The sequence below is a fragment of the Microbacterium sp. NPDC056044 genome (assembly GCF_042267145.1).
In the GTDB taxonomy this organism is placed as follows: Bacteria; Actinomycetota; Actinomycetes; order Actinomycetales; family Microbacteriaceae; genus Microbacterium.
Genome location: NZ_JBHJWZ010000007.1, coordinates 32,610 through 57,052 on the forward strand (window position 1 = coordinate 32,610; position 24,443 = coordinate 57,052).

24 protein-coding genes are annotated in these 24,443 nt (G+C 73.0%); 14 read left to right on the forward strand and 10 right to left on the reverse strand.

Going from position 1 to position 24,443, the window contains the following annotated elements:
* Positions 1-40 precede the first annotated feature (40 nt).
* The 3 genes from ACFC1I_RS19260 to ACFC1I_RS19270 form a co-directional block, all read right to left on the reverse strand.
* Positions 41-3,016 carry an ATPase gene (locus tag ACFC1I_RS19260; protein WP_376013192.1) on the reverse strand — a complete coding sequence of 992 codons (2,976 nt, stop codon included), beginning with the start codon at positions 3,014-3,016 and terminating at the stop codon, positions 41-43.
* 95 nt (positions 3,017-3,111) lie between these two features.
* Positions 3,112-3,525, reverse strand: coding sequence for a DUF1801 domain-containing protein (locus tag ACFC1I_RS19265; protein WP_376013195.1), 414 nt, complete (start codon positions 3,523-3,525; stop codon positions 3,112-3,114).
* Positions 3,526-3,558: 33 nt separating this feature from the next.
* A complete protein-coding gene (locus tag ACFC1I_RS19270) occupies positions 3,559-4,125 on the reverse strand; it encodes an HhH-GPD-type base excision DNA repair protein (RefSeq protein ID WP_376013197.1) in 567 nt (188 codons plus the stop codon).
* 52 nt (positions 4,126-4,177) lie between these two features.
* On the opposite strand from ACFC1I_RS19270, the gene ACFC1I_RS19275 reads away from it, so the two are divergent.
* From ACFC1I_RS19275 to ACFC1I_RS19310, 8 genes are all read left to right on the forward strand, one after another.
* Complete coding sequence (locus ACFC1I_RS19275) at positions 4,178-5,665, forward strand: protoporphyrinogen/coproporphyrinogen oxidase (protein ID WP_376013200.1); 1,488 nt, start codon at positions 4,178-4,180, stop codon at positions 5,663-5,665.
* 99 nt (positions 5,666-5,764) lie between these two features.
* Positions 5,765-6,154 (forward strand): hypothetical protein, encoded by a 390-nt coding sequence (locus tag ACFC1I_RS19280; protein WP_376013203.1) that lies wholly within the window; start codon positions 5,765-5,767, stop codon positions 6,152-6,154.
* Positions 6,155-6,158: 4 nt separating this feature from the next.
* A complete protein-coding gene (locus tag ACFC1I_RS19285; RefSeq protein ID WP_376013205.1) occupies positions 6,159-6,560 on the forward strand; it encodes a phage holin family protein in 402 nt (133 codons plus the stop codon).
* The gene (locus tag ACFC1I_RS19290; RefSeq protein WP_376013208.1) at positions 6,550-6,849 is read left to right on the forward strand and encodes a hypothetical protein; all 300 of its coding nucleotides are present in this window, start codon (positions 6,550-6,552) and stop codon (positions 6,847-6,849) included. Before ACFC1I_RS19285 ends, ACFC1I_RS19290 begins: the two co-directional genes overlap by 11 nt.
* A 185-nt stretch (positions 6,850-7,034) precedes the next feature.
* On the forward strand, positions 7,035-7,883 hold the full coding sequence (locus tag ACFC1I_RS19295; protein ID WP_376013211.1) for a uroporphyrinogen-III synthase: 849 nt from the start codon (positions 7,035-7,037) through the stop codon (positions 7,881-7,883).
* A gap of 4 nt (positions 7,884-7,887) precedes the next feature.
* Complete coding sequence (gene cofD / locus ACFC1I_RS19300) at positions 7,888-8,871, forward strand: 2-phospho-L-lactate transferase (protein WP_376013214.1); 984 nt, start codon at positions 7,888-7,890, stop codon at positions 8,869-8,871.
* 2 nt (positions 8,872-8,873) lie between these two features.
* Entirely contained in the window at positions 8,874-9,617 is a 744-nt protein-coding gene (locus ACFC1I_RS19305) for a sulfite exporter TauE/SafE family protein (RefSeq protein WP_376013217.1), read from the forward strand.
* Positions 9,618-9,650: 33 nt separating this feature from the next.
* Complete coding sequence (locus tag ACFC1I_RS19310; protein WP_376013220.1) at positions 9,651-10,511, forward strand: hypothetical protein; 861 nt, start codon at positions 9,651-9,653, stop codon at positions 10,509-10,511.
* A 15-nt stretch (positions 10,512-10,526) separates the two neighbouring features.
* Here the strand turns inward: ACFC1I_RS19310 and ACFC1I_RS19315 are convergent, their stop codons facing one another.
* Positions 10,527-10,958, reverse strand: a complete 432-nt coding sequence (locus tag ACFC1I_RS19315; protein ID WP_376013223.1) for a cupin domain-containing protein — start codon at positions 10,956-10,958, stop codon at positions 10,527-10,529.
* Positions 10,959-11,066: 108 nt separating this feature from the next.
* Here ACFC1I_RS19315 and ACFC1I_RS19320 point away from each other — a divergent pair, with 108 nt between their 5' ends.
* Positions 11,067-11,537, forward strand: coding sequence for a hypothetical protein (locus ACFC1I_RS19320; RefSeq protein WP_376013225.1), 471 nt, complete (start codon positions 11,067-11,069; stop codon positions 11,535-11,537).
* A gap of 99 nt (positions 11,538-11,636) precedes the next feature.
* On the opposite strand, the gene cofC is transcribed toward ACFC1I_RS19320, so the two are convergent.
* From cofC to cofG, 4 genes are read right to left on the reverse strand one after another with little or no spacing between them, the layout of a single operon-like run.
* Complete coding sequence (gene cofC, locus ACFC1I_RS19325) at positions 11,637-12,371, reverse strand: 2-phospho-L-lactate guanylyltransferase (protein ID WP_376013228.1); 735 nt, start codon at positions 12,369-12,371, stop codon at positions 11,637-11,639.
* Positions 12,368-13,378, reverse strand: a complete 1,011-nt coding sequence (gene fgd, locus ACFC1I_RS19330; protein WP_376013231.1) for a glucose-6-phosphate dehydrogenase (coenzyme-F420) — start codon at positions 13,376-13,378, stop codon at positions 12,368-12,370. Before fgd ends, cofC begins: the two co-directional genes overlap by 4 nt.
* The gene (locus ACFC1I_RS19335; RefSeq protein WP_376013234.1) at positions 13,375-14,844 is read right to left on the reverse strand and encodes a flavin-containing monooxygenase; all 1,470 of its coding nucleotides are present in this window, start codon (positions 14,842-14,844) and stop codon (positions 13,375-13,377) included. Before ACFC1I_RS19335 ends, fgd begins: the two co-directional genes overlap by 4 nt.
* Positions 14,841-17,351 (reverse strand): 7,8-didemethyl-8-hydroxy-5-deazariboflavin synthase CofG, encoded by a 2,511-nt coding sequence (gene cofG, locus ACFC1I_RS19340; protein ID WP_376013237.1) that lies wholly within the window; start codon positions 17,349-17,351, stop codon positions 14,841-14,843. The genes ACFC1I_RS19335 and cofG overlap by 4 nt, the downstream gene beginning before the upstream one ends.
* 104 nt (positions 17,352-17,455) lie before the next feature.
* On the opposite strand from cofG, the gene ACFC1I_RS19345 reads away from it, so the two are divergent.
* Positions 17,456-17,920 (forward strand): hypothetical protein, encoded by a 465-nt coding sequence (locus ACFC1I_RS19345; protein ID WP_376013240.1) that lies wholly within the window; start codon positions 17,456-17,458, stop codon positions 17,918-17,920.
* Between the two features lie 25 nt (positions 17,921-17,945).
* Here the strand turns inward: ACFC1I_RS19345 and ACFC1I_RS19350 are convergent, their stop codons facing one another.
* Positions 17,946-18,764, reverse strand: a complete 819-nt coding sequence (locus ACFC1I_RS19350) for an ABC transporter permease (protein WP_376013243.1) — start codon at positions 18,762-18,764, stop codon at positions 17,946-17,948.
* Positions 18,761-20,707 carry an ABC transporter ATP-binding protein gene (locus ACFC1I_RS19355; protein ID WP_376013245.1) on the reverse strand — a complete coding sequence of 649 codons (1,947 nt, stop codon included), beginning with the start codon at positions 20,705-20,707 and terminating at the stop codon, positions 18,761-18,763. Before ACFC1I_RS19355 ends, ACFC1I_RS19350 begins: the two co-directional genes overlap by 4 nt.
* 150 nt (positions 20,708-20,857) lie before the next feature.
* On the opposite strand from ACFC1I_RS19355, the gene ACFC1I_RS19360 reads away from it, so the two are divergent.
* From ACFC1I_RS19360 to ACFC1I_RS19375, 4 genes are all read left to right on the forward strand, one after another.
* The gene (locus tag ACFC1I_RS19360) at positions 20,858-21,931 is read left to right on the forward strand and encodes an enoyl-CoA hydratase/isomerase family protein (RefSeq protein ID WP_376013248.1); all 1,074 of its coding nucleotides are present in this window, start codon (positions 20,858-20,860) and stop codon (positions 21,929-21,931) included.
* Positions 21,932-21,935: 4 nt separating this feature from the next.
* Positions 21,936-22,778: an LssY C-terminal domain-containing protein gene (locus ACFC1I_RS19365; protein ID WP_376013251.1), complete on the forward strand. Its 843-nt coding sequence runs from the start codon at positions 21,936-21,938 to the stop codon at positions 22,776-22,778.
* Positions 22,775-23,371, forward strand: a complete 597-nt coding sequence (locus ACFC1I_RS19370) for a hypothetical protein (protein WP_376013254.1) — start codon at positions 22,775-22,777, stop codon at positions 23,369-23,371. Before ACFC1I_RS19365 ends, ACFC1I_RS19370 begins: the two co-directional genes overlap by 4 nt.
* Positions 23,372-23,438: 67 nt before the next feature.
* A complete protein-coding gene (locus ACFC1I_RS19375) occupies positions 23,439-24,365 on the forward strand; it encodes a DnaJ domain-containing protein (RefSeq protein ID WP_376013257.1) in 927 nt (308 codons plus the stop codon).
* Positions 24,366-24,443 lie beyond the last annotated feature (78 nt).

Genomic DNA, 24,443 nt, shown 5'->3' on the forward strand with positions numbered 1-24,443 from the left:
CCGGCTCGACCGGCCCGACCGGCCCGACCGGCCCGAACACTCAGCCGAGGAACGACGAGAGCGCGGTGACGTCGGCGTCGCTGTCGGAATCGCGCGGCAGCGCGGGCGTCGATAGGTCCGGCAAGAGCGCGTCGGTCTCCAGCCGCTCGCCCAGCACGCGCAGGAACGGGTCCGAGGCGTCGACGCCTCCCCGCAGTCGCGCCGCGGCGGCGAGGGCGCGTCGGGCGTCGGAATCTCTCCCGACCGTCGCGAGCCAGCCTGCGATCGACACCGCCACGTCCGCGACGATCGGGTGGTCGCCGCTGCGGGCCGCGGCGGGAAGGGCCTCGGTGAGTGCGGCGCGGGCCTCGTCGGTGCGCCCCTCCAGCAGGAGGGCCTGGGCGCGCCGCGACCCCGACCAGGCGATCAGCTGGTCCGGGAACGAGGGCAGCATCTCCGAGGCGACGGCGTCGAGAAGGCGCAGGGCGGCAGTGCCGTCGCCGACTGCGATCTCGATGGCGGCCGCGTCCATGTCGGTCTGGGCGATCGCGCGCGGCGAATCCTTGGACCGTGCGAGCGCCTGCGACTCCCGCAGCCGGGCGCGCGCCTCGTCGATGCGACCCAGCCGCAGCAGGAGCCCGATGCTCTGCGACCGCTGCTGCACGAGGTCGGTCACCGAGGTGAGGCCGACGAGGCCCGCCGACGAGGCGTCGGCGACGGCGAGCGCCTCGTCGAGCCGGCCGGCGAGCTGCAGCCACTCCGACCGCATCTGGCTCGCGAACGCGGTGCCCCACACGTCGCCGAGTTCGCGGAACATCGACACCGCCTTCTCGCTCTCGATGCCGAGGGTCTCGTTGTCGCCGCCGTTCTGGGCGATCGCCGAGCGCAGCATGCTGATCAGCGCGCGCGTCCACGGGGGTGCGTCCGCGAGGCCCTCGTCGCCGATCACCACCCCGCGCGACCACGGTGTGCCCGGTCGATGGTTCCGCGCCCCGACGAGGATCGCCGCCAGCAGCGGCTGCAGCGCGGCGGAGAGTTCGCTGCGGTGCACAGCTGACGCCTCGATCACCCGCGGGATCTCGCGCTCGAGGCGCTCCAGTCCCGCGGCCGTGGGTTCGCCCCGACCCGCCTCGGTGCCACCCGGCACGGGAGTGGTGCCGTGAACGGCGGTCGGCTCCTCCAGGTCGCGGGCGAAGGCGCTGCCGAGCAGGGCGATCGCGCGCACCACCACGGCGGCTTCCGAGTCGAGGCTGCGCGCGGCGTCGCCGAACCGCACGACGCCGGACTGCAGCTCCTCGAAGCGCTCACGCATCAGCCACGTCCACAGGCAGGCGCGCACCAGGTGCACGCCGATGTCCTCCAGCCCGGGCTGTTCGGCGCAGGCACGAAGCGCAGCACTGAGGTTCTCGTCGTCGGCGTCGAACCAGGCGAGCGCCTCGCGCACCTCGGGGCCGCGCAGGCGCGCGTCCTCACGCGCCGCCAGCCGGGCCATGGCGCGAGCCTGCACGGCGCGGAACTCCGCCTCGCGTCCCTCGGTCCGCAGCCGATCGATCCCGTACTCCCGTACGGTCTCGAGCATGCGCAGGCGCCGGTCCGAGCGCCGCAGCAGCGACTTGTCGACGAGCGCCTCGAAAGCCGCGGCTTCCACGTCGAACGCTTCCGCGATCGCGCGTACGTCGCGCACGTCCACCCCGTCCGGGAGAACAGCGGTCGCGCGCAGCGCGATGCGCTCGGCCTCCGACAGCGTCTCCCAGCTCCAGTCGATCAGCGCCCGCAGGGTCTGGTGGCGCGCCTCGATCGCCTTCGGACCCGTCGCCAGCAGCGCGAAGCGATCGTCGAGGCCGCTGTCGATCTCGGCGATCGTGAGCGTGCGGGACTTCGCCGCGGCGAGCTCGAGCGCGAGCGGCAGACCGTCCAGCCGCGTCACGATGCGCTCGACGGCATCGTCTTCGTCGTGTGTCGGCGCGGAGCCCCGCGCGGCACGCACGCGGCGCGCGAACAGTTCGCGCGCATCGCCCTGGGGAAGCGGGCCGAGGTCGACGAACGCCTCACCCGCGAGACCCAGCGGTTCGCGGCTGGTCGCGAGGATCCGCGAGCCCGGCGCGCTGCGCAGCACCTCGAGCGCCACGACCGCCGCCTCCGCCGCGACATGCTCGCAGTTGTCGAGCACGACGAGCACCGTGCGACCGGCCAGGGCTTCTGCGACGCGATCGCGTGCGGTCGTCGAGACGAGTTCTCCGACACGGATGCTGCGCCCCACCGCTCCCGCGACCGCCGCCCACACCTCGCCCGGCGCCGCGGGCGCGAGCTCCACGACGATGGCGCCGGGAGTGCGCCGCGCGGTCTCGAACGCGAGGGTCGTCTTGCCGGCGCCGCCCGGGCCGATGAGCGTCACCAGGCGCTCGTCGCGGAGTTGATCGTGGATGAGTCCGAGCTCGCGCTGCCGCCCGATCAGCGCGGTCAGCGCCGCGGGCACGGATGCCTCGACACCCGGGGCCGGAGATCCGCCCGTGTCGCCCGACGCTGCCCGGGAGGCAGCATCCGTCTCCGAGGCATCCCTCCCCGTCGCCGCGAGGATCCGCTCGGCGTGAGCCCGGTCCTCGAGGAGGTCGCGCACCACCCAGTCGAAGCCGTCTCCGGGAGTCCAGGGCTCGCCGCGCCAGAGGTCCAGCGCGGCGCGCGCGTCACTCGCAGCTGCGGCGGGATCGGCCGCACGGCGGGCGCGGGCCACGAGGTCCTGGAAGTGCGCGAGGTCGACGTCGTCGCGGTCGACCGCCAGCAGGTACCCGCCGGGGACGGCCTCGAGTGTCCCGGCGGGGAGGCCTCGGCGCAGGCGCGACGCCAGGGACTGCAACGCGGCGCGAGGGTCTTCGGGAAGGTCGTCGGGCCAGACGTCCTCGGCGAGCGAGCGATACGCGACGGTCGTGCCTGCATCGAGCGCGAGGCGGAAGAGCAGCGCCTCCTGCCCGCGGCCGCGGATCTCGAGCGGAGCGCCGTCCGCCTCCGCGTGGAGTCCTCCGAAGAACCTCAGCCGCACGTCGTCCACTTTAGGACCGGGCGTCCGGCCCGCCCGGGAATCCGCATCGGCGCAGCGACACGACAGCGGTCACGGACCACGGCGGGTTCAGTCGATCAGCGTGATCTCGGTCGAGCCCGTGTCGCCTCGACGACGCGGCGGTAGTCCTCGGCGACGATCCCGCGCAGCACCTCGGGGTCGACCAGGGCGAGGTCCTTGATGTAGAGACAGCTGGCTCCGGTCGTGTGGGGTCCCAGCTGCGCCATCCGTTCGGGATGCGAGCCGGCGTCGAGCAGATAGATCGTGGTGGACTCGCGCCGGGGCGAGAACGCCGCGACGGGCATATCGCCCTCGTTCCCTGTCGGGTACTTGTAGTGGCACGCGCCGAAGCCGACGATCGTTCCCCACATTTCGGGCTCGCGGCCGGTGACCTCTCGCAGCAGCCCGATCATCGCCACGGCGTCGCGCTGCCGCTTCGCGGGCTTGACGGCGGCGACGAACTCGTCGACGTCCCCTCCGGTCCTCTTCATCGCACCCCTCCGTCCTCAGCCCTCGGCCGAGCCTCAGCCCTTGGCCGCGGCCTTCATCGCGCGCTTGTGCTCGCGCACCTTCGTCAGCGACTCGGCCGAGACGATGTCGGCGACGCTGCGGAACGAGCCCTCGTCGCCGTACGAGCCGGCCGCCTCGCGCCAGCCGGCGCCGGTGAAGCCGTACTGCTTGCCCAGCAGCGCGAGGAAGATCTTCGCCTTCTGCTCGCCGAACCCCGGCAGCGCCTTGAGTCGCTTCAGCACGGTGGACCCGTCCGGCTCGTCACGCCTCCAGATCGCCGCCGCGTCTCCGTCCCAGTCCTGTTCGACCGCCGCACACAGCGCCTGCACGCGCGCCGCCATCGATCCAGGGAACCGGTGCACCGCGGGCGTCGCCTTGAAGAGCTCGGTGAACGCGTCCGGATCGAAGCTCGCGAGGGCCGCGGCATCCAACGTCCCGGCTCGCTCCGAGATCTTGAGCGGTCCGGCGAAGGCGGTCTCCATCGCGACCTGCTGATCGAGCAGCATGCCGATCAGGAGGGCGAGCGGATCGTCGGTCAGCAGGCGGTCGGCGGCGTCGTCGCCCGTGATGTGGAGCGTCATGGGCCCAGTCTCCCACCGGCGGCCCCGGCCGGCACAGTCGGCGGATGGGAGGATGGATGCCGTGACCATCCCCGCCGAGCCGCTCCAGGAACTCGTCGACCACGCGCGCCAGACGCGGGTGGTCGTGATCGGCGGCGGCATCGCCGGGCTCGTCGCGGCCTGGGAGTGCGCCAAGGTCGGCATGGCGGTCACAGTGGTGGAGGCATCCGATCGCCTCGGCGGCACCATCGGGTCCGCCCGCATCGCGGGACTCGACCTCGAGACCGGCGTCACCTGCTGGTCGACCCGCGGCGGCACGGTGCGCGGTCTCGTCGACGAGGTGCTGCAGGACGCGGCGATCGTGAGTCCGCGCGACGACAGCGAGTGGATCGCGGGCCTTCCGAAGGGCGCCGCGGCGCCGCTGCCCGCCGAGCAGGTGCTGGGCATCCCCGCCAATCCCTGGGACGAGAGCGTCCGCGGCATCATCGGCTGGGGCGGAACCTGGCGCGCGTACGTGGACCGCCTCCGCCCGCCGCTCACCATCGGCGCCCAGCGCAGCCTCGGCCGCCTCGTGCACAGCCGCATGGGCGACACCGTGCTCGACCGCCTCGTGGCACCGCTGACCATCGACCGCTTCGGTCTCGACCCCGTCGACGTCGACGTCGAGGTCGCCGCCCCCGGACTCAGCAACGCCCTCACCCGCACCGGGTGGCTCGGCGGCGCCGTCGCCGAGGTGCGCGTCGGCGCCCCCGGTTCGTCGATCGAGGGACTGGACGGCGGGATGCCGCAGCTCATCGCCGCGCTCGGTGGCCGGCTCGCCGAGCGCGAGGTCGCGATCCACACCGGCACGCTGGCGACGGGTCTCATCCGCCGCGGCGGACGGTGGACTGTCGAACTCGCGACGATCGGCTCCGACGAGGATGCGCCCGAGGCGCTGCACGCCGACGCCGTGATCGTCGCGACCGACGAGGCCGCCGCGCGCACGCTCCTCGGCGCAGCGCTCGGCACCCCCGCGTTCGCCGACGAGGCCCCGGCCGGCATCGCCCGTGATGTCGTCACACTGGTGGTCGATGCCCCCGAGCTCGACGCGGCGCCGCGCGGCGTCCACGTCCACGCCGTGCCCGGCGCGACGCGCGCGACGGGGCTCGTGCATGAGACCGCGCGGTGGGAGTGGCTCGCGCGCGAGGCCGGCCCCGGGCGACACGTGCTGCGGGTCGCCTTCGGCAGCCCGGCGACGCCACCCGCGACCCAGGGGCTATCCGACGCCGATGCCGGGGTGCTGGCGGCGGCCGAGGCATCCGTCCTCCTCGGGGTGTCACTCGACGAGACCCGCATCGCCGGCGCGCGCCGTGACGAGTACACGCTCGTGCCGCCGGTGTCGATGCTCGGCCAGCGGGAGCGCGCCGCGGCCGCGCGCGACGCGATCGGCCGCGCACCGGGGCTCGCCGCCGTCGGCGCGTGGCTGTCGGGGAGCGGCCTCGCGCAGGTGGTCGCCGACGCGCAGGAAGAGGCCGATCGCCTGCGCCACAAAGCCCTGTGGGGTGCCGCAGCGGCGGAGTGAACCCTCCTGTTGCGGCCGCTGTCAAGGGTGGATGCCGGAATCGGCATACAGGGCTACCCTGGGAAGGTCGTCAGGTCACACCGAGCGTGAGGAGACCTCATGAGGGGCAAGGCAGGACTGGTCATCGGACTCGCGATCGGGTATGTGCTCGGCACCCGCGCCGGTCGTGAGCGTTACGAGCAGATCAAGAAGCAGTGGCTCAAGGTGTGGAACACCGAGCCCGTGCAGACCCAGATCGGCAAGGTGAAGGACTTCGCGAAATCGCAGGCGATGGCGCTGCCGTCGACGCTGTGGGAGTCCGCCGTCAAGGTCACCCAGGCCGCCGGTTCGAAGGGCACCCCCGGGCAGAAGCTCGACGCGGCGATCCAGGTCGGCAAGGACTCCGCCGACGACGTCGGCAAGGCGGCGCAGACCTCGGCGAAGGCCGTGAAGGACGCCGTCGACGACGCCGTCGATGACGCCTCCGAGAACGGACGCGGCGGGGCCTGACGTGATGACGACCCCCCGTGGCTTCCGCGATCGTTCGGACGACAGCCTCCTCACTCTGCTGGGTGAGATCCCGGAGCTCGTCCGCAACCTCGTCATCGCGGAGATCGACGCAGCGAAGGCCTGGCTCGCCAAGACCGCGAAGGACGGCGGCTGGGGTGCTCTGTGGGTCTTCGCCGCGCTGTTCGTGCTGTTCTGGTCCGTGCCGGTGCTCGGCACCTTCGTGATCGCGGGGCTGTCGTCGTGGTGGCCGGTGTGGCTGTCGGCGCTCGTGGTGTTCTTCGCCATGCTGATCGTGGCCGTGGTCTTCGCGTTCATCGGCGTGCTCTACTTCCGCCGGATCGGCGAGCGTCGCAACCCGGTCCAATCGATCGCCCTGGACGTGAAGGAGGTGCGCGATGAGCTCTGACGCGCCCGTGCCGCTGTCGAAGAACGCCGTCGCCGTGCCTCGCACCGCCGTGCCGCTCGGGATCACGGATCCCGTCGAGCAGGCGCGGACCGAGCTCAAGGCCGCGCTGGCCGCCATCGAAGAGAAGGCGAACGTCCCCCGCCGGGTGGAGCGCGCCCTCGACGAGCGGATCGAGCAGGCCCGCGCCTTCAACCGCCGCAACCCGGCGCTCACCGCGGTCGCGGTGGTCGTCGGCGCCGCAGCCATCGGCGCGGCGGTGTGGGGCTTCGTGCGCCTCTATACCCGCTGATCGGCCTGCCGTCCCGCCTCCCACGCCGCCCGGCCGACGTCGCCGGAGATCGGGGGTATGCTCGGGAGGCAAGGCAGTGCAATGGTGCGTTAGCTGCCGATCGCGCGAACCCGATTCGAATCGCGCATCGGCTGCCTCGAGCTTCTTGGGCGGCCGGCTGAGCATCATCGAGAGTCGACCCCCCTATGAACACCGCTGCAGCACAGCACCAGTCCGTCAAACCACTGACCGGCTGGCGCGTTCTCGTGCCCCGTGGCGGCCCCTGGGGCGACGGTGTCGCGGCGACTCTGCGCCGCCAGGGCGCGATCCCGGTGATCGCCCCGCTCATCAACTTCGCCCCCACCAACGACCAGGAGTCCCTCGATCAGGCGCTCGCCGATCTCGCCGCCGGCAAGTTCGAGTGGCTGACGGTCACGAGCGCGACCACGGTCGACGTCCTCTACGCGTACCGCGCGGTCGTCCCCGCGTCGACGAAGGTCGCCGCCGTGGGTGAGACGACGGCGGCGGCGCTCCTCGCCGTCGGCTACCGCGTCGACCTCGTGCCCGAGCGCGACAACTCCGCGGCAGGCATGGCGGAGCAGCTCATCGCCCTCGAGCCCGAGGCCCGCGACATCCTCACCCTCCGCAGCGAGATCGCGAAGCCGGTCCTCACCCGCATGCTCACCGAGGCGGGCCACCGCGTCCGCAGCGTCGTCGCGTATCGCACCGTCGGGGTGCCGGTGACCGAGCGCATCGCCGAAGACGTGCAATCCGGCCGCATCAACGCCATCCTCGTGACGAGCGGCTCGGTCGCCGAGCAGGTGCACGAGCAGTTTCCCGAGATCCCCGACACCACCCTCATCGCCGCGATCGGTCCCCGCACCGCGAAGGACGCGCGCCGCGCGGGCCTCGACGTGGACGTCGTGGCCGACGCGCAGACCGTCGACGCCCTCATCGACGCGGTCGGCAAGTTCTCCCTCCCGCACGCGGCCGACGAGTTCGCCCCGAAGACCGGCATGATCCCGCGTCTCGGCGGCCTCGACAGCCGGAACTGACGCCGTGACCGCCGCGCCCCGCGTCGTCGTGCTCGCGGGCGGCGTCGGCGGCTCCCGTTTCGTGCTGGGGGCGCGCGGCGCGCTCCGCGCCCGCGGGGTCGACGACACCGCCGCGGCACTCACGGTCGTCGTCAACACCGGCGACGACCTGTGGCTGTCGGGCGTGCGGCTGCAGCCCGACGTCGACTCGATCACCTACGCACTGGCCGGCGTCAACGACGCCGAGCGCGGCTGGGGCCGGCAGGGCGACAGCGAACGAGTCAACCAGGAGCTGCAGGAGTGGGGCGCCGGCTGGCCCTGGTTCACCCTCGGCGACCTCGACCTCGGCACGCACCTCGCACGCACCGGCTGGCTGCGCGAGGGCCTCACGCCCGCCGCCGTGCTCGAGCGCATGTCGCATCGCTGGGACCTCGGCGCACGGCTCCTGCCCATGACCGACAGCGAGGTCGACACGATCGTCGTGCTCGACGACGGCACGCGCCTGCACTTCCAGGAATGGTGGACGCGCCACCGCGCCACCCTCGCCCCCGCGCGCTTCGAGAACCCCGGCATCGAGACGGCCACCGCCGCACCCGGTGTCACGGAGACGATCGCGGCGGCCGACGTCGTGCTGCTCGCCCCCTCGAACCCGGTCGTGTCGATCGGCCCGATCCTCGCCGTGCCGGGTGTGCGCGAAGCGCTGCGCGCCACGACGGCCCCTGTCGTCGGCATCTCGCCGATCATCGGCGGCAAGGTCGTCCGCGGCATGGCCGACGTGTGCCTCACCGCGATCGGCGTCCAGACCTCCGCGACGGCGGTCGCGGGGTTGTACGGGAGCCGCGCGAACGGCGGCCTGCTCGACGCCTGGCTGCTCGCCGAAGAGGACGAGGCTGCTGCCGACGAGGTCGCGGGACTCAGCATCCGTCCGCTCGTCCGTCCGCTCTGGATGACGGATGCTGCGCGCCAGAGCGCGCTCGGAGAGGCGGCGCTCGCCGCCGCCGGCGTCTGAACGTGCCCGAACTCGCGTGGTGGGCCTGGGCCCTGCTCGGCGTCGGAGCCGTCGTCGTGGGCCTGTCGAAGACCGCCGTGCCCGGCGCCGGCACGATCGCCGTCGCGATCTTCGCGGCGGTGCTGCCGGCGAAGCAGTCCACGGGCGTGCTGCTTCTGCTGCTGATCGTCGCCGACATCTTCGCCGTCACCATGTACCGCCGGCACGCCGACTGGCGCACGCTGCTGAAGCTCTCGCCCGCGGTCGTGGTCGGCGTGCTCGTCGGCGTGGTCTTCCTGTGGTTCGCCGACGATGTGTGGGTGAAGAAGACGATCGGCGTGATCCTGCTGGCCGTGATCGCGATCACGCTGCTGCGCCGGCGGTTCACGTCGGGCGTCGACGCCGGCGGCTCGCACCGTGTCGCCGCGGCGACATACGGCACGCTCGGCGGCTTCACCACGATGGTCGCCAACGCCGCCGGGCCGGTGATGTCGATGTACTTCCTCGCCGCCCGGTTCGAGGTGAAGGCGTTCCTCGGCACGGCCGCGTGGTTCTTCGCGATCGTGAACCTGTTCAAGGTGCCGTTCTCGATCGGCATCGGCATCATCACGGTGCCGGGGCTGCTGATCGACCTCGTGCTCGTGCCCCTCGTCGTCGTCGCGGCGTTCGGTGGCCGCTGGCTCGCCGACCGCATGCCGCAGTCCGTGTTCGAGAAGCTCGTGATCGCCTTCACGATCGTCGGCGCGGTGTACCTGCTCGTCGCCTGACCGGTGTCGCCAGGCTCCGCTAGGCTCGCGCCCATGCGGCGACACCTGCGGTGGATCATCCCGCTCGTTCTCGCGCCGGTCGTGTACGTCGTCTGCGCGCTGGCGGTCACGACCCTGGCGAACTCCGCCTCACCTTCCGACCTCGGTGCGGAGCTCGCCGTTCTCGCACTGGGCGCCGTGGCCTTCGTCGGGCCCATCGTGTTGCTGATCGTCGCGATCGTGCAGGGCAACCGCACCTATCGGGAGGGGCGGCATCGCCGTGGCCAGTTCACCGCCGCCGAGCTCGCGGTGCGGGACGAAACGGACCGGCGTCAGCGGCTGTGGATCGAGGCGGCCGAGTTCCGCCAGCAGCTGCTGCGGCACGAAGTGCCTCCGTCGCTGCAGCAGTGGGAGCTCGTGCCGTACCCGGGCGAGGTCTTCTTCCACGACGGACCGATGACGTACGCCCGCTATTCCGGCACCGATGTCGCCTATACGCAGTCGAACACGCTGGCCGTCGGGCACCCCGCGTTCGTGCTGGCGACGCTCGCCGCGTCGGCGATCGGCAACGCAGCGAGCCGTTCGCACGCCGCGGCTCAGGCGCGCGAGCAGTGGCGCGAGTGGCAGACGACGCGGGTGCTGGTGAGCAACCAGCGCTTGGCGGTGCTGGCGTCGGGGCAGTGGCTGTCGTTCGACTACGGGGCGATGACCGCGATCTATCCCGAGGTGCAGGCAAGCACGCTCGTGTGCCAGTTCACCGGGTCGGTGCCGATGATGCTGCAGGGACCGCATGCCGCGTTCGCGACGGTCATGACGGTGTTCGCGACGCACGGCGAAGCCGGCCTGGCGGGGCATCCGCAGCTGCGCGCACTCGACCCGATCCTGCCTCCTGCCGGTGACGTGCCGACCGCCTGACGGCCCGGGGTGACCTCAGCCCCAGGGGGAGGGCCGGTCGTTGTCGCGCGTGCTGTCGTCGGGGAGGTGCGGGAGCTCGGTGCCCCCGGCACGGATGCACAGCCACCGCAGCTGCCCGGGGCTGTCGGGCATCGCGCGCCAGGTGCGCCACACGCCCTGGCCGACCCGGACGACGGTACCGGCCGCGACGTCGACGACGTCGTCGTCGAGACCCATCTGCCCCTGGCCTGCGAGGAAGACGTACAGCTCCTCGACGCGCGCGTGCGAGTGCCAGTACCCGGCCTCCTCGCCTGGCTCGAACGCGTTCGCCGTCATGCCGATGTACTGCATCGTCATGTCGTGGTCGACGACACGGCGTCCGTCGCGCGAGCGGTCGGGCGTGAAACCGCCGAAGTGCCCCCGCCACTCGTCGAGCCCGCCCATCTCCAGCACCTGGTAGTCGCTCATCGGGCCAGGGTATCGGCGAGAGCATGCGGGCGGGGCAATGGGCCCCGGCTGTAGAGAGTGCACAAAAGATTCTGCGCTGCGGGGCAGGTGCCCCGCTAACCTCGCGGGATGGCATCCACGTCAGAAGACAGCTCGACGACGGCGACCGCGCAGAGCGACGCGGGCCGCGCGAGCGAGCCCCGGGCGGGCTGGCGCCTCTCGGTGGCCCTCGGCGTCTGGACCGTGATCATCGCAGGGGTGCTGCTGGGCCTCCAGACGTTCTGGATGATGATCGCGATCGGCATCGGCCACGCGTGGGGGCCGCCGACGACCCCCGAGGACCTGATCGAGGTGTGGTGGAGGTGGGTCGGCATCGTGGTCGGCGCGGGCCTCGCCGCGATCGGGGCGCTCGTCGCGCGGCGCTGGGTGGCGCTCGTGCTGGCGCTGCTGCTCACCGGTGCAGCAGGCCTGCTCGCGATCGGCCTCTACCCGGAGGTGCGGCCCATCGTCGCTCCCGTCGAGCACGTCGAGCACATCGACCAGGGGCCGCTGCCCTGCCAGTGCTACAGCGGCAGCAGCTGCGACTGCCCGGGCGGTTGACCCGCCCACCCGTGGTGCGAAGTGGCATCTGTGGTCGCGTCGGCGGAGGCGACCACTCCTGCGACCTCGGCCCCGGGGCGGGGCGGGCGGCGCGAGCCCTCAGCTGAAGCGGGGGGCGAGCAGGGCGGCCGTGCGCGGCCCCAGACCCAGGGTGCGGGCGGCGTCGAGCTGGGCGGCGGTGTCGACGTCGCGGCGCAGGGTCGAGGCATCCGGAATCTGAAGCGCCTGGCACCCCAGCGCGACGTGCCGCGCGAACGAGCCGTCGCCGAAGGACGACGCCCACTCGACGCCGATCCCCGCCGTGACCAGCGTCGAGCCGGTGCCCTCCGCGTCCGGAACGACGGCACGTGGGAGGGATGCCGCGGCCCGCAGCGCGTCGGCGAGGTCGGCGGGTTGCAGCGCCGGGAGGTCTCCGAGGAGGGCGGCGCGCGGCATCCGTCCGCTCGGATCGATCGACGCGACGCCCGCCGCGACCGCCGCGTCGAGCCCGCGCGCGTCGCCCTCGGGAACGAACCGCAGCGACGGGATCATCGCCGCCTCGCGCGCCAGCGCAGCGTCGTCGGTCACCACCACGACCTGCGCGACGAGCTCGCACGCCGTCGCCGCGGCGAGCGTGTCGAGCGCGATCGCGCGGGCGAGGTCGGCGCGGCGGACGCCGTCGACGTCGAGCCGCGACTTCGCGCGCGCCGACGGCTTGACCGGCACCACGACGACCCAGAGCGGTCGGCGCGACTCCACGGATCCGTCGATCGACGCGGCCCGGGCGCCGGATTCGGGACGGACGGCGTCGGAATCCGTGGAGTTCTGTTTGCGCCGGCCGAACAGCGGGGTCACGCGTACTTCGCGCGCAGGCGCGGGAGGATCTCTTCGCCGTACATCCGGAGGAACGCGCCCTGGTCGTGGCCGGGGTCGTGGAAGACGAGGTGGCGGAAGCCGAGGCCGATGTACCAGGCGATGCGCTCGACGTGCTCGTCGGGGTCGTCCGACACGATGAACCGCGACGCCGCGCGCTCGATCGGCAGTTCCTCGCCGAGCCGCTGCATCTCGATCGGGTCGTCGACGCCCATCTTCTCCTCGGGGGTGAGCGCGAGCGGCGCCCAGAACCGGGTCTTCTCGCGCGCTTCGTCGAGCGTCGGCGCGAGCGACACCTTGATCTCCATCAGCGTGTCGATCGCGTCAGGAGCCCGGCCGGCCTTCTCGAGCCCTTCGTGCAGCGCCGGCAGCAGCGTGTCGGTGTACAGCTCGCGCTTCTTGCCCGACGTCGTGATGAAGCCGTCGGCGATGCGGCCGGCCAGCCGTGTCGCGGCGGGACCTGCGGCACCGATGTAGATCGGCACGGGCTCGGGGAGCTTGTCGTAGATCGTGATGTTGCGGGCCGTGTAGTACGTGCCGTCGAAGGTGACGCGGTCCTCCGACCAGAGCCGGCGGATGAGGCCGATGGCCTCCTTGAGCCGCTGGAACCGCTCCGGCGGATCGGGCCACGTGATGCCGAGGTTCGCCTCGTTGAGCGCCTCGCCCGTGCCGACGCCGAGGATCACGCGCCCCGGGTACATCACGCCGAGCGTCGCGAAGTCCTGCGCGACGACCGTCGGGTTGTAGCGGAACGTCGGCGTCAGCACCGACGTGCCGATGAGCACCTTCGAGGTCTTCGCGCCGAGCGCGCCGAGCCACGGAACGGATGCCGGGGCATGCCCGCCGTCGTGCAGCCACGGCTGAAGGTGGTCCGAGATGAACACCGAGTCGAACCCGGCCTCCTCGGCCTGGATCGCGTAGTCGAGCAGCTCGGCCGGTCCGAACTGCTCGGCGGAGGCCTTGTAGCCGAAGCGCAGCGGCACAGTCATGCGGTGATCCCTTCGATGGCGGGTGAGGGCAGGAACTCCGAGCCGTCGGCGCGCGCGAGCCGCTCCCGGAACGCGTCGACCGTGCCGGGCCACAGCAGCGCGAGCCGGCCCGAGCGCTCGTCGACGTACCAGTTGCGGCATCCGCCGGTCATCCAGCGGGTGGATGCCGCGGCCGCCGCGATCTCGTCGGTGTAGGCACGCTCGGCCTCGGGGTCGACGCGCAGCGCGCGGCCCCCGCGGTGCTCGAGGACGCGGGCGACGTACCCCGCCTGCTCCTCGATCATGAGCACCGACGACGAGTGCCCGAGCGAGGCGTTCGGGCCGTTGAGTACGAACAGGTTCGGGAAGCCCGCGACGACCGTCGAGGCGAACGCCGTCATGCCGCCCGCCCAGTGCTCGGCGAGCGTCGCACCGCCTTCGCCCCTGACGAGCTCGGCGTACGGCTGGCGGGTCGAGGCGAAACCGGTGGCGAACACGACAGCGTCGACCTCGTGGCGCGACCCGTCGGAGGCGACGAGCGTCGAGCCGTCGACCTCGACGAGCGCCTCGGGCACGAGGGTCACGGCGTCGGAGGCGACGGCGGGGTAGAAGTCGTCCGACAGCAGCACGCGCTTGCAGCCGAACGCGTAGTCGGGGGTGAGCGCGGCGCGGAGCGCGGGGTCGGCCACCTGGTGTTCCAGGTGGGCGCGCGCCACGGCCTCCGCCTCGGCGGCAGCGGCGGAATCACCCGAGCGGGAGGCGAACCGCGCCTCGCCCTCGGCGTAGAGGTCGGCCCGCAGCGCCTCGAGCGCCTGCGGCGTCGCGGCGAACCGGGCGCGGTCGGCGTCGGAGTAGGCGTCGCCGCCTCGCGGCACGATCCAGGCCGGGGTCCGCTGGAACAGCGTGACGTGCGCGGCGGTGCGCGCGAGCTCGGGCACGATCTGCACGGCGCTGGCTCCGGTGCCCACGACGCCGATGCGCGCACCGGCGAGTTCGGCGGAGTGATCCCAGCGTGCCGAGTGGAACATCGGGCCCGGGAAGCCCTCGATCCCCTGCACCGAAGGGATCACCGGCTCGGTGAGCCGCCCGCACGCGAGCACGAGCACGTCCGCGACGATCACCTCGCCGGGCGTGCTGATGCGCCACAGGGCGGTCGCAGCATCCCATTCGGCTCCGGCCATCGCCGTGCGCAGGCGCAGCCGGTCGCGCAGGCCCTCGGTGTCGACGACCTGTTCGAGGTACGCATGGATCTCCGCGCCCTTCGCGTACGTCCCCGACCACGCCGGGTTGGGGTGGGCTGCGAAGCCGTAGAGGTGCGAGGGCACGTCGCACGCGATGCCCGGGTACGTGTTGTCGCGCCACGTGCCCCCGACGGAGGCGCCGCGCTCGAGCACGACGAAGTCGTCGCGCCCGGCCCGGCGCAGCGCAGATGCCACACCGATGCCGGCGAATCCGGCGCCGACGATCGCGACCTCGACGCGGGTCACCGCGCGCCCACCTGACCGTACGTCGTGGTGCGCAGGCGAAACGGCCGGAACAGGCGCGCGACCATGGCCGAGGCATCCGTCACGGGCAGTTCGAGGCCGTGCTCGATGCCGGCCTCGGGCTTCACCCGGCCGTCGAGGAGGGTGCCGCCGAGGTCGTTGCCGCCGGACTGCAGCAGGACGACGGATGCCTCGCGCCCGACGCGCGTCCACGGGATCTGGAGGTGCGGGATGCTGCCCGACAGCAGCAGGCGCGACACGGCGACCATCGCGCGGTGCTCGTCGAGCGGCGCGCGGCCGGGGACGAGGAGGACGCCGCCGGAGGGGCCGGGCAGCGGGATGGGCACGAACTCGCTGAAGCCGCCCGTCTCGTCCTGAATCGCGCGCAACTGCCGCAGGTGCGCGACGCGCTCGGCGGCGGTCTCGACGTGGCCGTAGAAGATCACGCTGGTCGAGCGGAACCCGGCGCGGTGCGCGGCGGTGATGCCCTCGACCCAGCGCTCGATCTCGAGGTCGGTCGGCGCGACGAGCCCGCGCACGCGCTCGCTCAGCACCTTGACGCCGGTGCCGGGCACGGTGTCGACGCCCGCCTCGCGCATCGCGGCGAGGGCCGCGTCGAGGCTGAGCCCGGAGCGGTCGGCGAGGTCGCGCACGTCCTGGGGGCGATACGCGTGGAGATGGATGCCGGGGGCCCCGGCCTTCACCGCGCGTGCGATGTCGAGGTAGCCCGAGGGGTCCTCCGACGCGGGCAGGAGCCCCTGCACGCAGAGCTCGGTGGCGCCGAGCTCCCACGCGTCGGCCGCGATGGCCGCGACGTCGTCGAGGGTGAAGGTCGCGGGGTCGTCGGTGGGGGCGGCGCGGAGTCCGCTCGAGGTCAGGTTGCGGTTCACCACGAGGGTGACGGCTTCGCCCACGGTGTAGCGCCGCACGTCGTCGGCGGTCGCCGCGAGCACGTCGAGGTCGTCGCCGGTCGCTTCGAGGAGCGCGACCCAGTCGTCGTCGTCGAGCGCGAGCGGGTCGGCCGCCGCGGCCTCGGCCAGCCGCCGGACGCTCCGCGGCCCCGCCCCCCGCTGTTCCGCAGTCGCCTGGTGCGGGTCGCCCGGGGCCGGATCCGCCGAACGCGACTGCGGAACGGTCGGCTTGTGGGGGTTCGGGCCGTGCTGTTCCGCAGTCACTTGGTGCGGGTCGCCTGGGGCCGGATCCGCCGAACGCGACTGCGGAACAGCGGGAGGCCGGAGCGCGAGCGGGGCGGCGGAGGCGGCGAGGCCGGTCGCGGGGTCCGCGAGCGCCGCGACCGCCGGGCGCAGGGCGGGGTCGATCCACGTCTCCGCGTCGAGCACGAACTCGGGCTGGGCCGTCAGGCGCTCGCGCAGCTCGAACCCGAGCTCGGCTGTCATGCGGGCGAGGTCGTCCAGGTGCGGCCAGGGGCGCTCGGGGTTCACGTGGTCGGCGGTGAGCGGCGAGACCCCGCCCCAGTCGTCGGCGCCGGCGCGAACCAGCAGGCCGAACTCCGTGGCGTCCGAGAGGTTCGGCGGCACCTGGATGCGCATCCGCGGACCCATCACGAGGCGGGCCACGGCCACCGCCGCCACGTACTCGAGCAGCTCCGCGTCGGGTGCGCCCTGCATCGCGGTGCGGGGCTTCGCGCGGAAGTTCTGCACGATGACCTCCTGGACGTGGCCCTGTCCGTCCACCTGGTGACGTTCGTGCGCCTCGCGGATCGCGACGAGCGACTCGGCGCGGTCGCGCACGGTCTCGCCGATCCCCACCAGGATCCCCGTGGTGAACGGCACCCGCTCCCGCCCGGCCGCGTCGATCACCTCGAGCCGCACCGCCGGGTCCTTGTCGGGGGAGCCGAAGTGCACCTGCCCGGGCTCTTCGTACAGGCGGCGCGAGGTCGTCTCGAGCATCATGCCCATCGACGGCGCGGTGGGCCGCAGCATCCGCAGCTCCTCCGCGCTCATGACTCCCGGGTTGGCGTGCGCGAGCAGCCCGGTCTCGGCGGTCACCAGGCGTGCGATGTGCGCGACGTATGCGATCGTCGAGGCGAACCCGTGCTCGTCGAGCCACGCGCGGGCCTCGGGCCAGCGGTCCTCGGGGCGATCGCCGAGGGTCAGCAGCACCTCCTTGCAGCCCATCGCCTGTCCCTGCCGCACGACGGCGAGCACCTGCTCAGGCGACATGTACGCGGGCTTGTGTTTCTTGAGGAGCTGCCCGGGGGTGTCGACGAACACGCAGTAGTGGCAGCGGTCGCGGCACAGCGTCGTGAGCGGCACGAACACCTTGCGCGAGTACGTGATGACGCCAGGACGACCGGATGCTGCAAGCCCCGCGTCGCGCGTCTCGCCGGCGATCGCGAGCAGGCGTTCGAAACGCTCGCCCGTCGCGCCGAGCAGCGCCTCGGCATCGACCACGTCGAGCCGCTCGCCGGCGGCGGCGCGCGCCAGCGCAGCGTCCACGGCTGCGAGGGCGGAGGAGGACGCGGTGACGGAGGGGGACACGACGGTCACCGATCCAGTCTTGCACCGCACACGCCCGGCGGGGTCGACGGATCGTTGCCCTCCCGTAAGCAAATGAGTCCGGTTCCGGGCGCCTGCGCTGGCAGACTGGGCACATGGTGACCCTGCTGCTCGACTCGACGCAGCTCGAGGTCGTGCTGTCGGTGTCGGAGCGCGCCCTGTCGTTCCGCAAGGGCAACGTCGTCATCGAACGCTCGACCATCACCAAGGTGCAGCTCACCGACGACGCCTGGACGTGGCTGCGCGGCATCCCGAGCCCCGGCACCCACGTGCGCGGGATCATCGCGGCCGGCACCTGGCGCTCCGCCGGCGGCGACGACTTCGCGATCATCCGCCGCCGTCGTCCGAGCGTCGTGATCGACCTCGAGGGTCACCCCGAGTATCAGCGCGTCATCCTGACCACGCGCCACGGCCTCGCCCTCGTGCAGGCGCTGCGCGTCGAGCTGGCCGCCGAGCCGACCGACGTCGTCGACATTGCGGCCGAGACCGGCACGATCCCGGTGGTCCCCGAACGCAAGCCGCGTGCGCGCAAGTCGCCGGCCCCGGCGCCCGCGGTCTGAGTGGTGCCCGGTGTGAGCCCGGGCGTCAGCTGACGTCGCGGCGCCAGCTCACGAGATGGCCGAGCACGACGAACACGATCGCGTAGCCGAGCAGCACGAGTCCGCCCACCCACCACTCGAGCGGGCCGGACGACCCCTGCGGCATCACCGTCGAGTACACGCTCGCGCCGACGAGGGCATCGCTCGCCGCTCCCGGCAGGAAGCGCGTGACATCCGACAGCCCCTCGACGAACGAGGCGGCCGTGCGCCCGATGGGCTCGATGAACTGCGTGAACACCAGCACGCCGACGATCGCGCCCACCTGGTTGCGCACGAGGGCGCCGACGCCGACGCCGATGAGCGTCCAGAGGACGTAGGCGAGCAGCATCCGTCCCAGCATCGCCCAGGTGTCGGGCGACGTGATCTCGGTCTCGAGGCCGAAGCCCGCGAGGAACGCCGCCGAGATGCCGACCGCCGCGACGATGCCGACGACACCCAGCACGACGCCGATCAGCACGCCGACCGCGAGCTTCGCGACGAGCACGCGGCCGCGCCGCGGTGTGGCGAGGAACGTCGGGGTGAGGGTCTTGTGGCGGAACTCCGCGGTCACCATGAGCGTGCCCACCAGCAGCGGGAAGACGTAGCCCACCGTCGTGGCCGTGCTGTACAGGGTGGCGGCGAGGCCCTCCTCGGGGATCGGGGGAGCGTTGCCGGGCAGCGACCCGGTCGCGGCGGCCGCGTAGACGAAGCCGAGGGCCGCCGCGGTGAACGCGACATAGGCGAACAGGACGATCGCGAGGATCCACCAGATGCTCGTCGAGAACAGCTTCGTGCTCTCGGCACGGGTCGCGGCGGTGAGGCTCATCGGTCGCCCCCTTCCTCGTCGGCGGGTGCGGTGACGGCATCGGTCGCCGGGTCGTCTTCGGACGGGGAGGTGGATGCTGCGTCCCCGGTGCTGTCCGGTGCTCCGGCGTCTGCGGCGGGGGCGTGCGCGGCAGCGTCTTCGAACGCCTCGGCCTCGGGAGGGACCCAGGCCTCGGGCTCGGGCTCGGGCTCCGGGTCGCGCTCGGGTTCGGGTTCGGGTTCGGGCTGCGGTGCGCGCGCAGTCTCCGCTCCGGCGGTGTGGTCGAACGCGGCGAAGAAGGCGTCCGCCTCGATGTCGGAATCGGTCTTGACGTAGTGCTCCCACGGGCGGTCGTCGTCGGCGTCGGGCGGCTCGGGCGTGGAGAGCTCGTCGTCGATCTCGCCGATCGCCTCGACGTCGGGGTCGGCGTCCTCGGGAGCCCACGGATCGGCCGGGGCGGGCTCGGGCGCCGGCTCGGGTTCGGGCGCCGGCTCGGTTTCGGGTTGGGGCGCCGGCTCGGCCTCGGGCTCGGGAGTCGGCTCAGCCACCGGTGCGGGCTCCGACAGCTCCTCGTCGACCTGGCCGACGGCGTCGACGTCGGGGTCCGCGTCCTCCGGGGCCGCGGACGGCACGATGTCGATCACGCCGGTGCTCGCGACCGCGTACGCGACGGGCGACGGCGGGACGGGCGCGGCAGGCTCGGGCTCGGGCTCGGGCTCGGGCTCGGGTTCGGCGTCGCGCTCCGTGGCCCATGCCGCGCCGGCGGCCGCGGCCAGAGCGGCGGCGGCGCCGGGCGCGCCGGTCGCCTCGGCGTCGAGCTCCGCCGCCGTGAGCGCGGACTCGGCCGCCTCGTCGGTCTCGGCGACCGAGGCCTCGGCGACCGCGACCTCAGCCACGGCGGGCTCAGGCGCGGCGGGCTCAGCCGCGGCGACCTCAGCCACGGCGGGCTCAGGCGCGGCGGGCTCAGCCACGGCGGGCTCAGACGCGGCGGGCTCGGACACCGCCGGCTGGACGGGCACCGCTGGAGCCGCAGCATCCGTTCCCGGAAGACTGCCGGCACTCGGGTGCACGCGCGTGCCGTTCACGAGGTCGAGGAAGACCTCCTCGAGAGCGGGGCCCCTGCGGTGCAGCGCCGACAGCGCCACGCCGCCCGCGGCGGCGGCCGCGCCGACCGCGGTGGGGTCGACGCCGCGCACGGTGAGGCCCGAGCGCAGCACCTCGAACGGCACCCCGGCGGCGGTCAGCGCCGCCGTCAGTGCGGCGCGGTCGGGGGAGTCGACGACGGTGGCGTACTCGCGCGGATCGGTGAGCTCGTCGACCTCGCCCTGGAACACCAGGCGCCCGCGCGAGATGATCAGCAGCGCGTCGACGGTCTGCTGCACCTCGGCGAGCAGGTGCGACGAGACGAGCACCGTCCGGCCTTCGCCCGCGAGCTGGCGGAGGAACCCGCGCATCCAGCGGATGCCCTCGGGGTCGAGTCCGTTCGCCGGCTCGTCCAGCACCAGCACGCCCGGATCGCCCAGCAGCGCGTACGCGAGGCCGAGGCGCTGCCGCATGCCCAGCGAGTAGCCGCCGACCTTGCGGTTCGCAGCATCCGTCAAACCGACCAGATCGAGCACCTCGCCGACGCGTGCCTTCGCGATGTCGGCGGCCTGCGCGTAGATCGTGAGGTGCGCGGCGGCGGTGCGGCCGGGATGGAAGCTGGATGCCTCGAGCACCGCACCCACCGTCTGCAGCGGCCGGTCGAGCTCTGCGTAGCGCTTGCCGCCGATCGTGGCGCGGCCTTCGGTCGGCTTCTCGAGGCCGAGGAGCACGCGCAGCGTCGTGGTCTTGCCGGCGCCGTTCGGACCGAGGAACCCGGTGACCCGTCCCGGCTCGACCCGGGCCGTGAGGCCGGCGACCGCCGTGACGGCGCCGAAGCGCTTCGTGACACCTGAGAACTCCAGCGACTGGCCGTCGGGCATGCCGAACCCTCTCGTTGGTCGTGGGCGGCACCCCCGCGGGGCGATGTACGGGGCCGCTCCATTGCGGACTCACAGCAGAACTCCGTCCCATCCTGGCGGAAATCCGGTCTCAGCGTCGAGGAACTTGGTGCGGCCGGTAACGTTGCGCTCGTGACCGACCTCGCCGAGACCGCTGCCGAGCCCACCGTCCTCGTCCGCGCGAGCGGGGGCCTCGGACGCCTCACCCTCAACCGGCCGCGAGCGATCAACGCGCTCAACCTCGGGATGGTCGAGCAGCTGCACGCGGCACTGGACGCCTGGGAGCACGACACCGAGGTCGACGTCGTGCTGCTCGACGGCTCGGGCGAGCGCGGACTGTGCGCCGGTGGCGACGTGCGGGGCCTCGCCGAGCAGGTCACCGGCGGCCGCGCCGAGGACGCCGCGGTCTTCTTCCGCGCCGAGTACGCGATCAACGCGCGCATCGCCGAATACCCGAAGCCGTTCGTGGCCTTCGCCGACGGCATCACGATGGGCGGCGGCATCGGCGTCGCCGGCCACGCCGCGATCCGCATCGTCACCGAGCGCTCGCAGCTGGCCATGCCCGAGACCCGCATCGGCTTCACCCCCGACGTCGGCGGCACGTGGCTCCTCGCCCACGCGCCGGGCCGCCTGGGCGAGTACCTCGGGCTGACGGGCGCGGTGATGGATGCCTCGGACGCGATCTACGCCGGATTCGCCGACCACTACGTGCCCCACGAGAACCTCGACGCCGTGCGCGACGCCCTCGAGACGCGCGCCGATCCGTCGTCGCCGACCGAGTTGGTCCTGCTGTTCGACGAGACCCCGGCGCCGTCGAAACTGATCTCGGCGCGGGCGTGGATCGATGACGCCTTCGCGGGCGGCACCGTCGCCGAGATCGTCGAGCGGCTGCGGGCGCGCCCCGAGCCCGAGGCATCCGCCGCCGCCGATCTCCTCGGCGAGCTCTCGCCGACCGGTCTCGCCGTGACGCTCGCGGCGATCCGGCGGGCCAGGGAGCTGCCGGGGCTGCGCGACGCGCTCGACCAGGAGTACGGGCTGGTCATGTGGTTCGCGACGACCCAGCCCGACCTGCCGGAGGGCATCCGGGCGCAGGTGATCGACAAGGACCGCACGCCCCGCTGGCAGCCGGCGACGCTCGCCGAGCTGCCGGACGACGTCGCCGAGACCGCCCTCGCCCACCGGCCCGACATCCCGCTCTGGGACTGACACCATGAGCCGGCGGCGGAGGAGCTACTCGATCGGCGTCGCGATCGACTGGTTCTTCTTCGTCTTCGCCGGACTCGCCGCGGTGTGGCTGGCGTACCTCAGCCTCACCGAGACGTTCCACGTCGGGTGGTTCGGCATCCCCTTCTTCCTCGCGTTCTGGGTGCTGCTCGCGTACCTGGTGCTGCCGCGGCTGCACCGCATCCTCACGACGATCTACGTGCCCGACTACTTCATCGGGCGCACCCGCACGAGTGACGGTCTGCTCGGCGATCCCGTGAACCTCGCGTTCCAGGGCACCGGCGACCAGATCCGCGCGTCGCTCGAGGCCGCCGGCTGGACCGAGGCCGACCCGGTGACGATCGGCTCGTCGTGGCGCATCATCACGTCGACGCTCACGCGGCGCAGCTACGACGAGGCGCCGGTGAGCCCGCTGTTCCTCTTCGGCCGCCAGCAGGACTTCGCCTACCAGCAGGAGGTCGACGGCAATCCTGCCCAGCGCCACCACGTGCGGTTCTGGCGCTGCCCCGACGACTGGCTGCTGCCCGGCGGACGCCGCGTCGACTGGCTCGCGGCGGGCACGTTCGACACGAGCGTCGGCCTGTCGCTGTTCACGCTGCAGGTCACGCACCGCATCGACGCCGACACCGACGTCGAGCGCGACCACATCGTGTCGTCGATCCGGGGCGCCGAGTCCCTCGTCACCGTGGACGTGATCGCCGACTTCGCCACGGGGTATCACGCCCGCAACGGCGGCGGCGACAGCATCCGCACCGACGGCGACCTGCCCATCGTCGACGTACGCGCGGTCGAGCCGCGCGTCGAGAGGGCCGGGGAGGTGCCGGCATGAGCGCGGAGGAGGGGCCGAGCCTGGCGGAAAGCGCCGGCGAGTCGGGGCTCCCGGCCACGGCGCCCGCGACGGTGCCGCACAAGCGCCCGGCGTTCGAGCCGCCCGGGCGGCTCCTCCGGCCGCCGCGCGTCGACCCCGAGATGAAACGCCCGATCTCGACGGTCGCGGGCGTGCTGCTGATCGTGCTGCGGGTGATCGCCGGCATCGTCGTGCTCGTCAGCATCGCGACCGGGTGGGACGAGATCCTGTCGGACCCCGACTCGGTGCTCGAGGGGTTCGACCCCACGCCCGAGGGCAGGCAGGCCGCACTGTGGCTCGTGATCGGCACCGGTGCGACCGTCCTCCTCATCGACCTCGCGCTGGCGTTCTTCGTCTTCCGCGGCCTCAACTGGGCGCGCGTCGTCGTCATGCTCATCGCGGTGCTGTCGATCAGCACCTCGTTCACCGCCTGGTGGGCGCAGGGCCAGGAGGTCACGATCGACGGCACCTACCTGTCGCTGAGCATCGACATCCTGCTGCTCCTCGCCCTGTCGAGCCGCAGTGCCGCGGCCTACGCCCGGCGCAAGGAGCGGCGTCCGGGCACGGCGGAGTGAACTAACCTGATTCCCGCCGCAGGCAGCGGCTCGCAGCATCCGTCATCGCAGTCCCGGGGGAGGGCACGTGTTCGACAGTCCGCTCTCGGCGTCGGCGTATGAAGTGCTCGCGGTCGACCCGGGCGTCGACGAAGAGGCCCTGCGAAAGGCGTACCGCCTGCGCCTCAGGCAGACGCACCCCGACACCGGCGGCGATGCGGCGGTGTTCATCCAGGTGCAGCGGGCGTGGGAGCTCGTCGGCACGCCGGAGGCGCGCGCGGCGTACGACCGCGGGCACGGCTTCGGCGAAGCGGCGGCTCCGGAGTGGTCGGGCTGGCGGCCGCCCGCGGCCCGCACCGACACCCGCCCGCGCGCCCGCTCGTACGGGCACCCCGGCGGCTGGCGGCGCGAGCGGTACCTGACGCTGATCCGCGAGTGGGCCGGCCGCGGCGTCACGCTCGACGACCCGTACGACCCTGCACTCGTGCGCTCGGCCCCGGTGGCGCTGCGGCGCCTGCTGGCCGACGCGCTCGCCGAAGAGGCGACGGCCCGCGTCGTCGCCGATCTCGGCATGGGCTACACCGTGTGGCACGACGTGGCGGCGGCCGGCCGCGGTACCGACCCCGACGCGAAGATCGACCACATCGTGCTCGGCCCGAGCGGCCTGTACGGTGTGCTGTCGGAGGACTTCGGCGGCCCGGCGCGCCTCCGCCGCGGCGAGTTCGTCGGCGACGGCGTGCCGGGTGCTCCGCTCGCCGAGCTGCTCGCGCACATGCGGGTGATCTCGCGCGCCGCGGGCGTGCGGTTCAGCGGCGCCATCGTCGTGCTCCCCGACGAGGACGTGCTCGAGCCCATCGACGAGATCGGCAAGGTGCGGGGCGTCCGGGTGGCGGTGGTGTCGCGCAGCGCGCTGGCCACCGTGCTGCGCCGCGGCATCACCGGCGCACGCGACGTCGGCGGCAACGAGGTGTTCGACTACCGCACGCGCCTGCAGCAGACCGTGCGCTTCGCGTAGAGCCCGCGGCCGGCGTTGGGCCGTTCACATCGGGTGCTCTCACCGAGTGCACCAGTCGTGCGCGTGCATAACGGGTGA

Excerpts from the sequence above, each read along its gene's own strand:
- ACFC1I_RS19270 (WP_376013197.1), bottom strand. The coding sequence starts at position 4,125 with ATGACGCTCCACATCACGGGCGACGACGCCGCCGACCGCCTGCTGACC.
- ACFC1I_RS19345 (WP_376013240.1), top strand. The coding sequence starts at position 17,456 with ATGGTGACCCTGCTGCTCGACTCGACGCAGCTCGAGGTCGTGCTGTCG.
- ACFC1I_RS19370 (WP_376013254.1), top strand. The coding sequence starts at position 22,775 with ATGAGCGCGGAGGAGGGGCCGAGCCTGGCGGAAAGCGCCGGCGAGTCG.
- ACFC1I_RS19315 (WP_376013223.1), bottom strand. The coding sequence starts at position 10,958 with ATGAGCGACTACCAGGTGCTGGAGATGGGCGGGCTCGACGAGTGGCGG.
- ACFC1I_RS19310 (WP_376013220.1), top strand. The coding sequence starts at position 9,651 with ATGCGGCGACACCTGCGGTGGATCATCCCGCTCGTTCTCGCGCCGGTC.
- ACFC1I_RS19295 (WP_376013211.1), top strand. The coding sequence starts at position 7,035 with ATGAACACCGCTGCAGCACAGCACCAGTCCGTCAAACCACTGACCGGC.
- ACFC1I_RS19350 (WP_376013243.1), bottom strand. The coding sequence starts at position 18,764 with ATGAGCCTCACCGCCGCGACCCGTGCCGAGAGCACGAAGCTGTTCTCG.
- ACFC1I_RS19320 (WP_376013225.1), top strand. The coding sequence starts at position 11,067 with ATGGCATCCACGTCAGAAGACAGCTCGACGACGGCGACCGCGCAGAGC.
- ACFC1I_RS19265 (WP_376013195.1), bottom strand. The coding sequence starts at position 3,525 with ATGAAGAGGACCGGAGGGGACGTCGACGAGTTCGTCGCCGCCGTCAAG.
- ACFC1I_RS19285 (WP_376013205.1), top strand. The coding sequence starts at position 6,159 with ATGACGACCCCCCGTGGCTTCCGCGATCGTTCGGACGACAGCCTCCTC.
- ACFC1I_RS19290 (WP_376013208.1), top strand. The coding sequence starts at position 6,550 with ATGAGCTCTGACGCGCCCGTGCCGCTGTCGAAGAACGCCGTCGCCGTG.
- ACFC1I_RS19355 (WP_376013245.1), bottom strand. The coding sequence starts at position 20,707 with ATGCCCGACGGCCAGTCGCTGGAGTTCTCAGGTGTCACGAAGCGCTTC.
- ACFC1I_RS19275 (WP_376013200.1), top strand. The coding sequence starts at position 4,178 with ATGGATGCCGTGACCATCCCCGCCGAGCCGCTCCAGGAACTCGTCGAC.
- ACFC1I_RS19365 (WP_376013251.1), top strand. The coding sequence starts at position 21,936 with ATGAGCCGGCGGCGGAGGAGCTACTCGATCGGCGTCGCGATCGACTGG.
- fgd (WP_376013231.1), bottom strand. The coding sequence starts at position 13,378 with ATGACTGTGCCGCTGCGCTTCGGCTACAAGGCCTCCGCCGAGCAGTTC.
- ACFC1I_RS19280 (WP_376013203.1), top strand. The coding sequence starts at position 5,765 with ATGAGGGGCAAGGCAGGACTGGTCATCGGACTCGCGATCGGGTATGTG.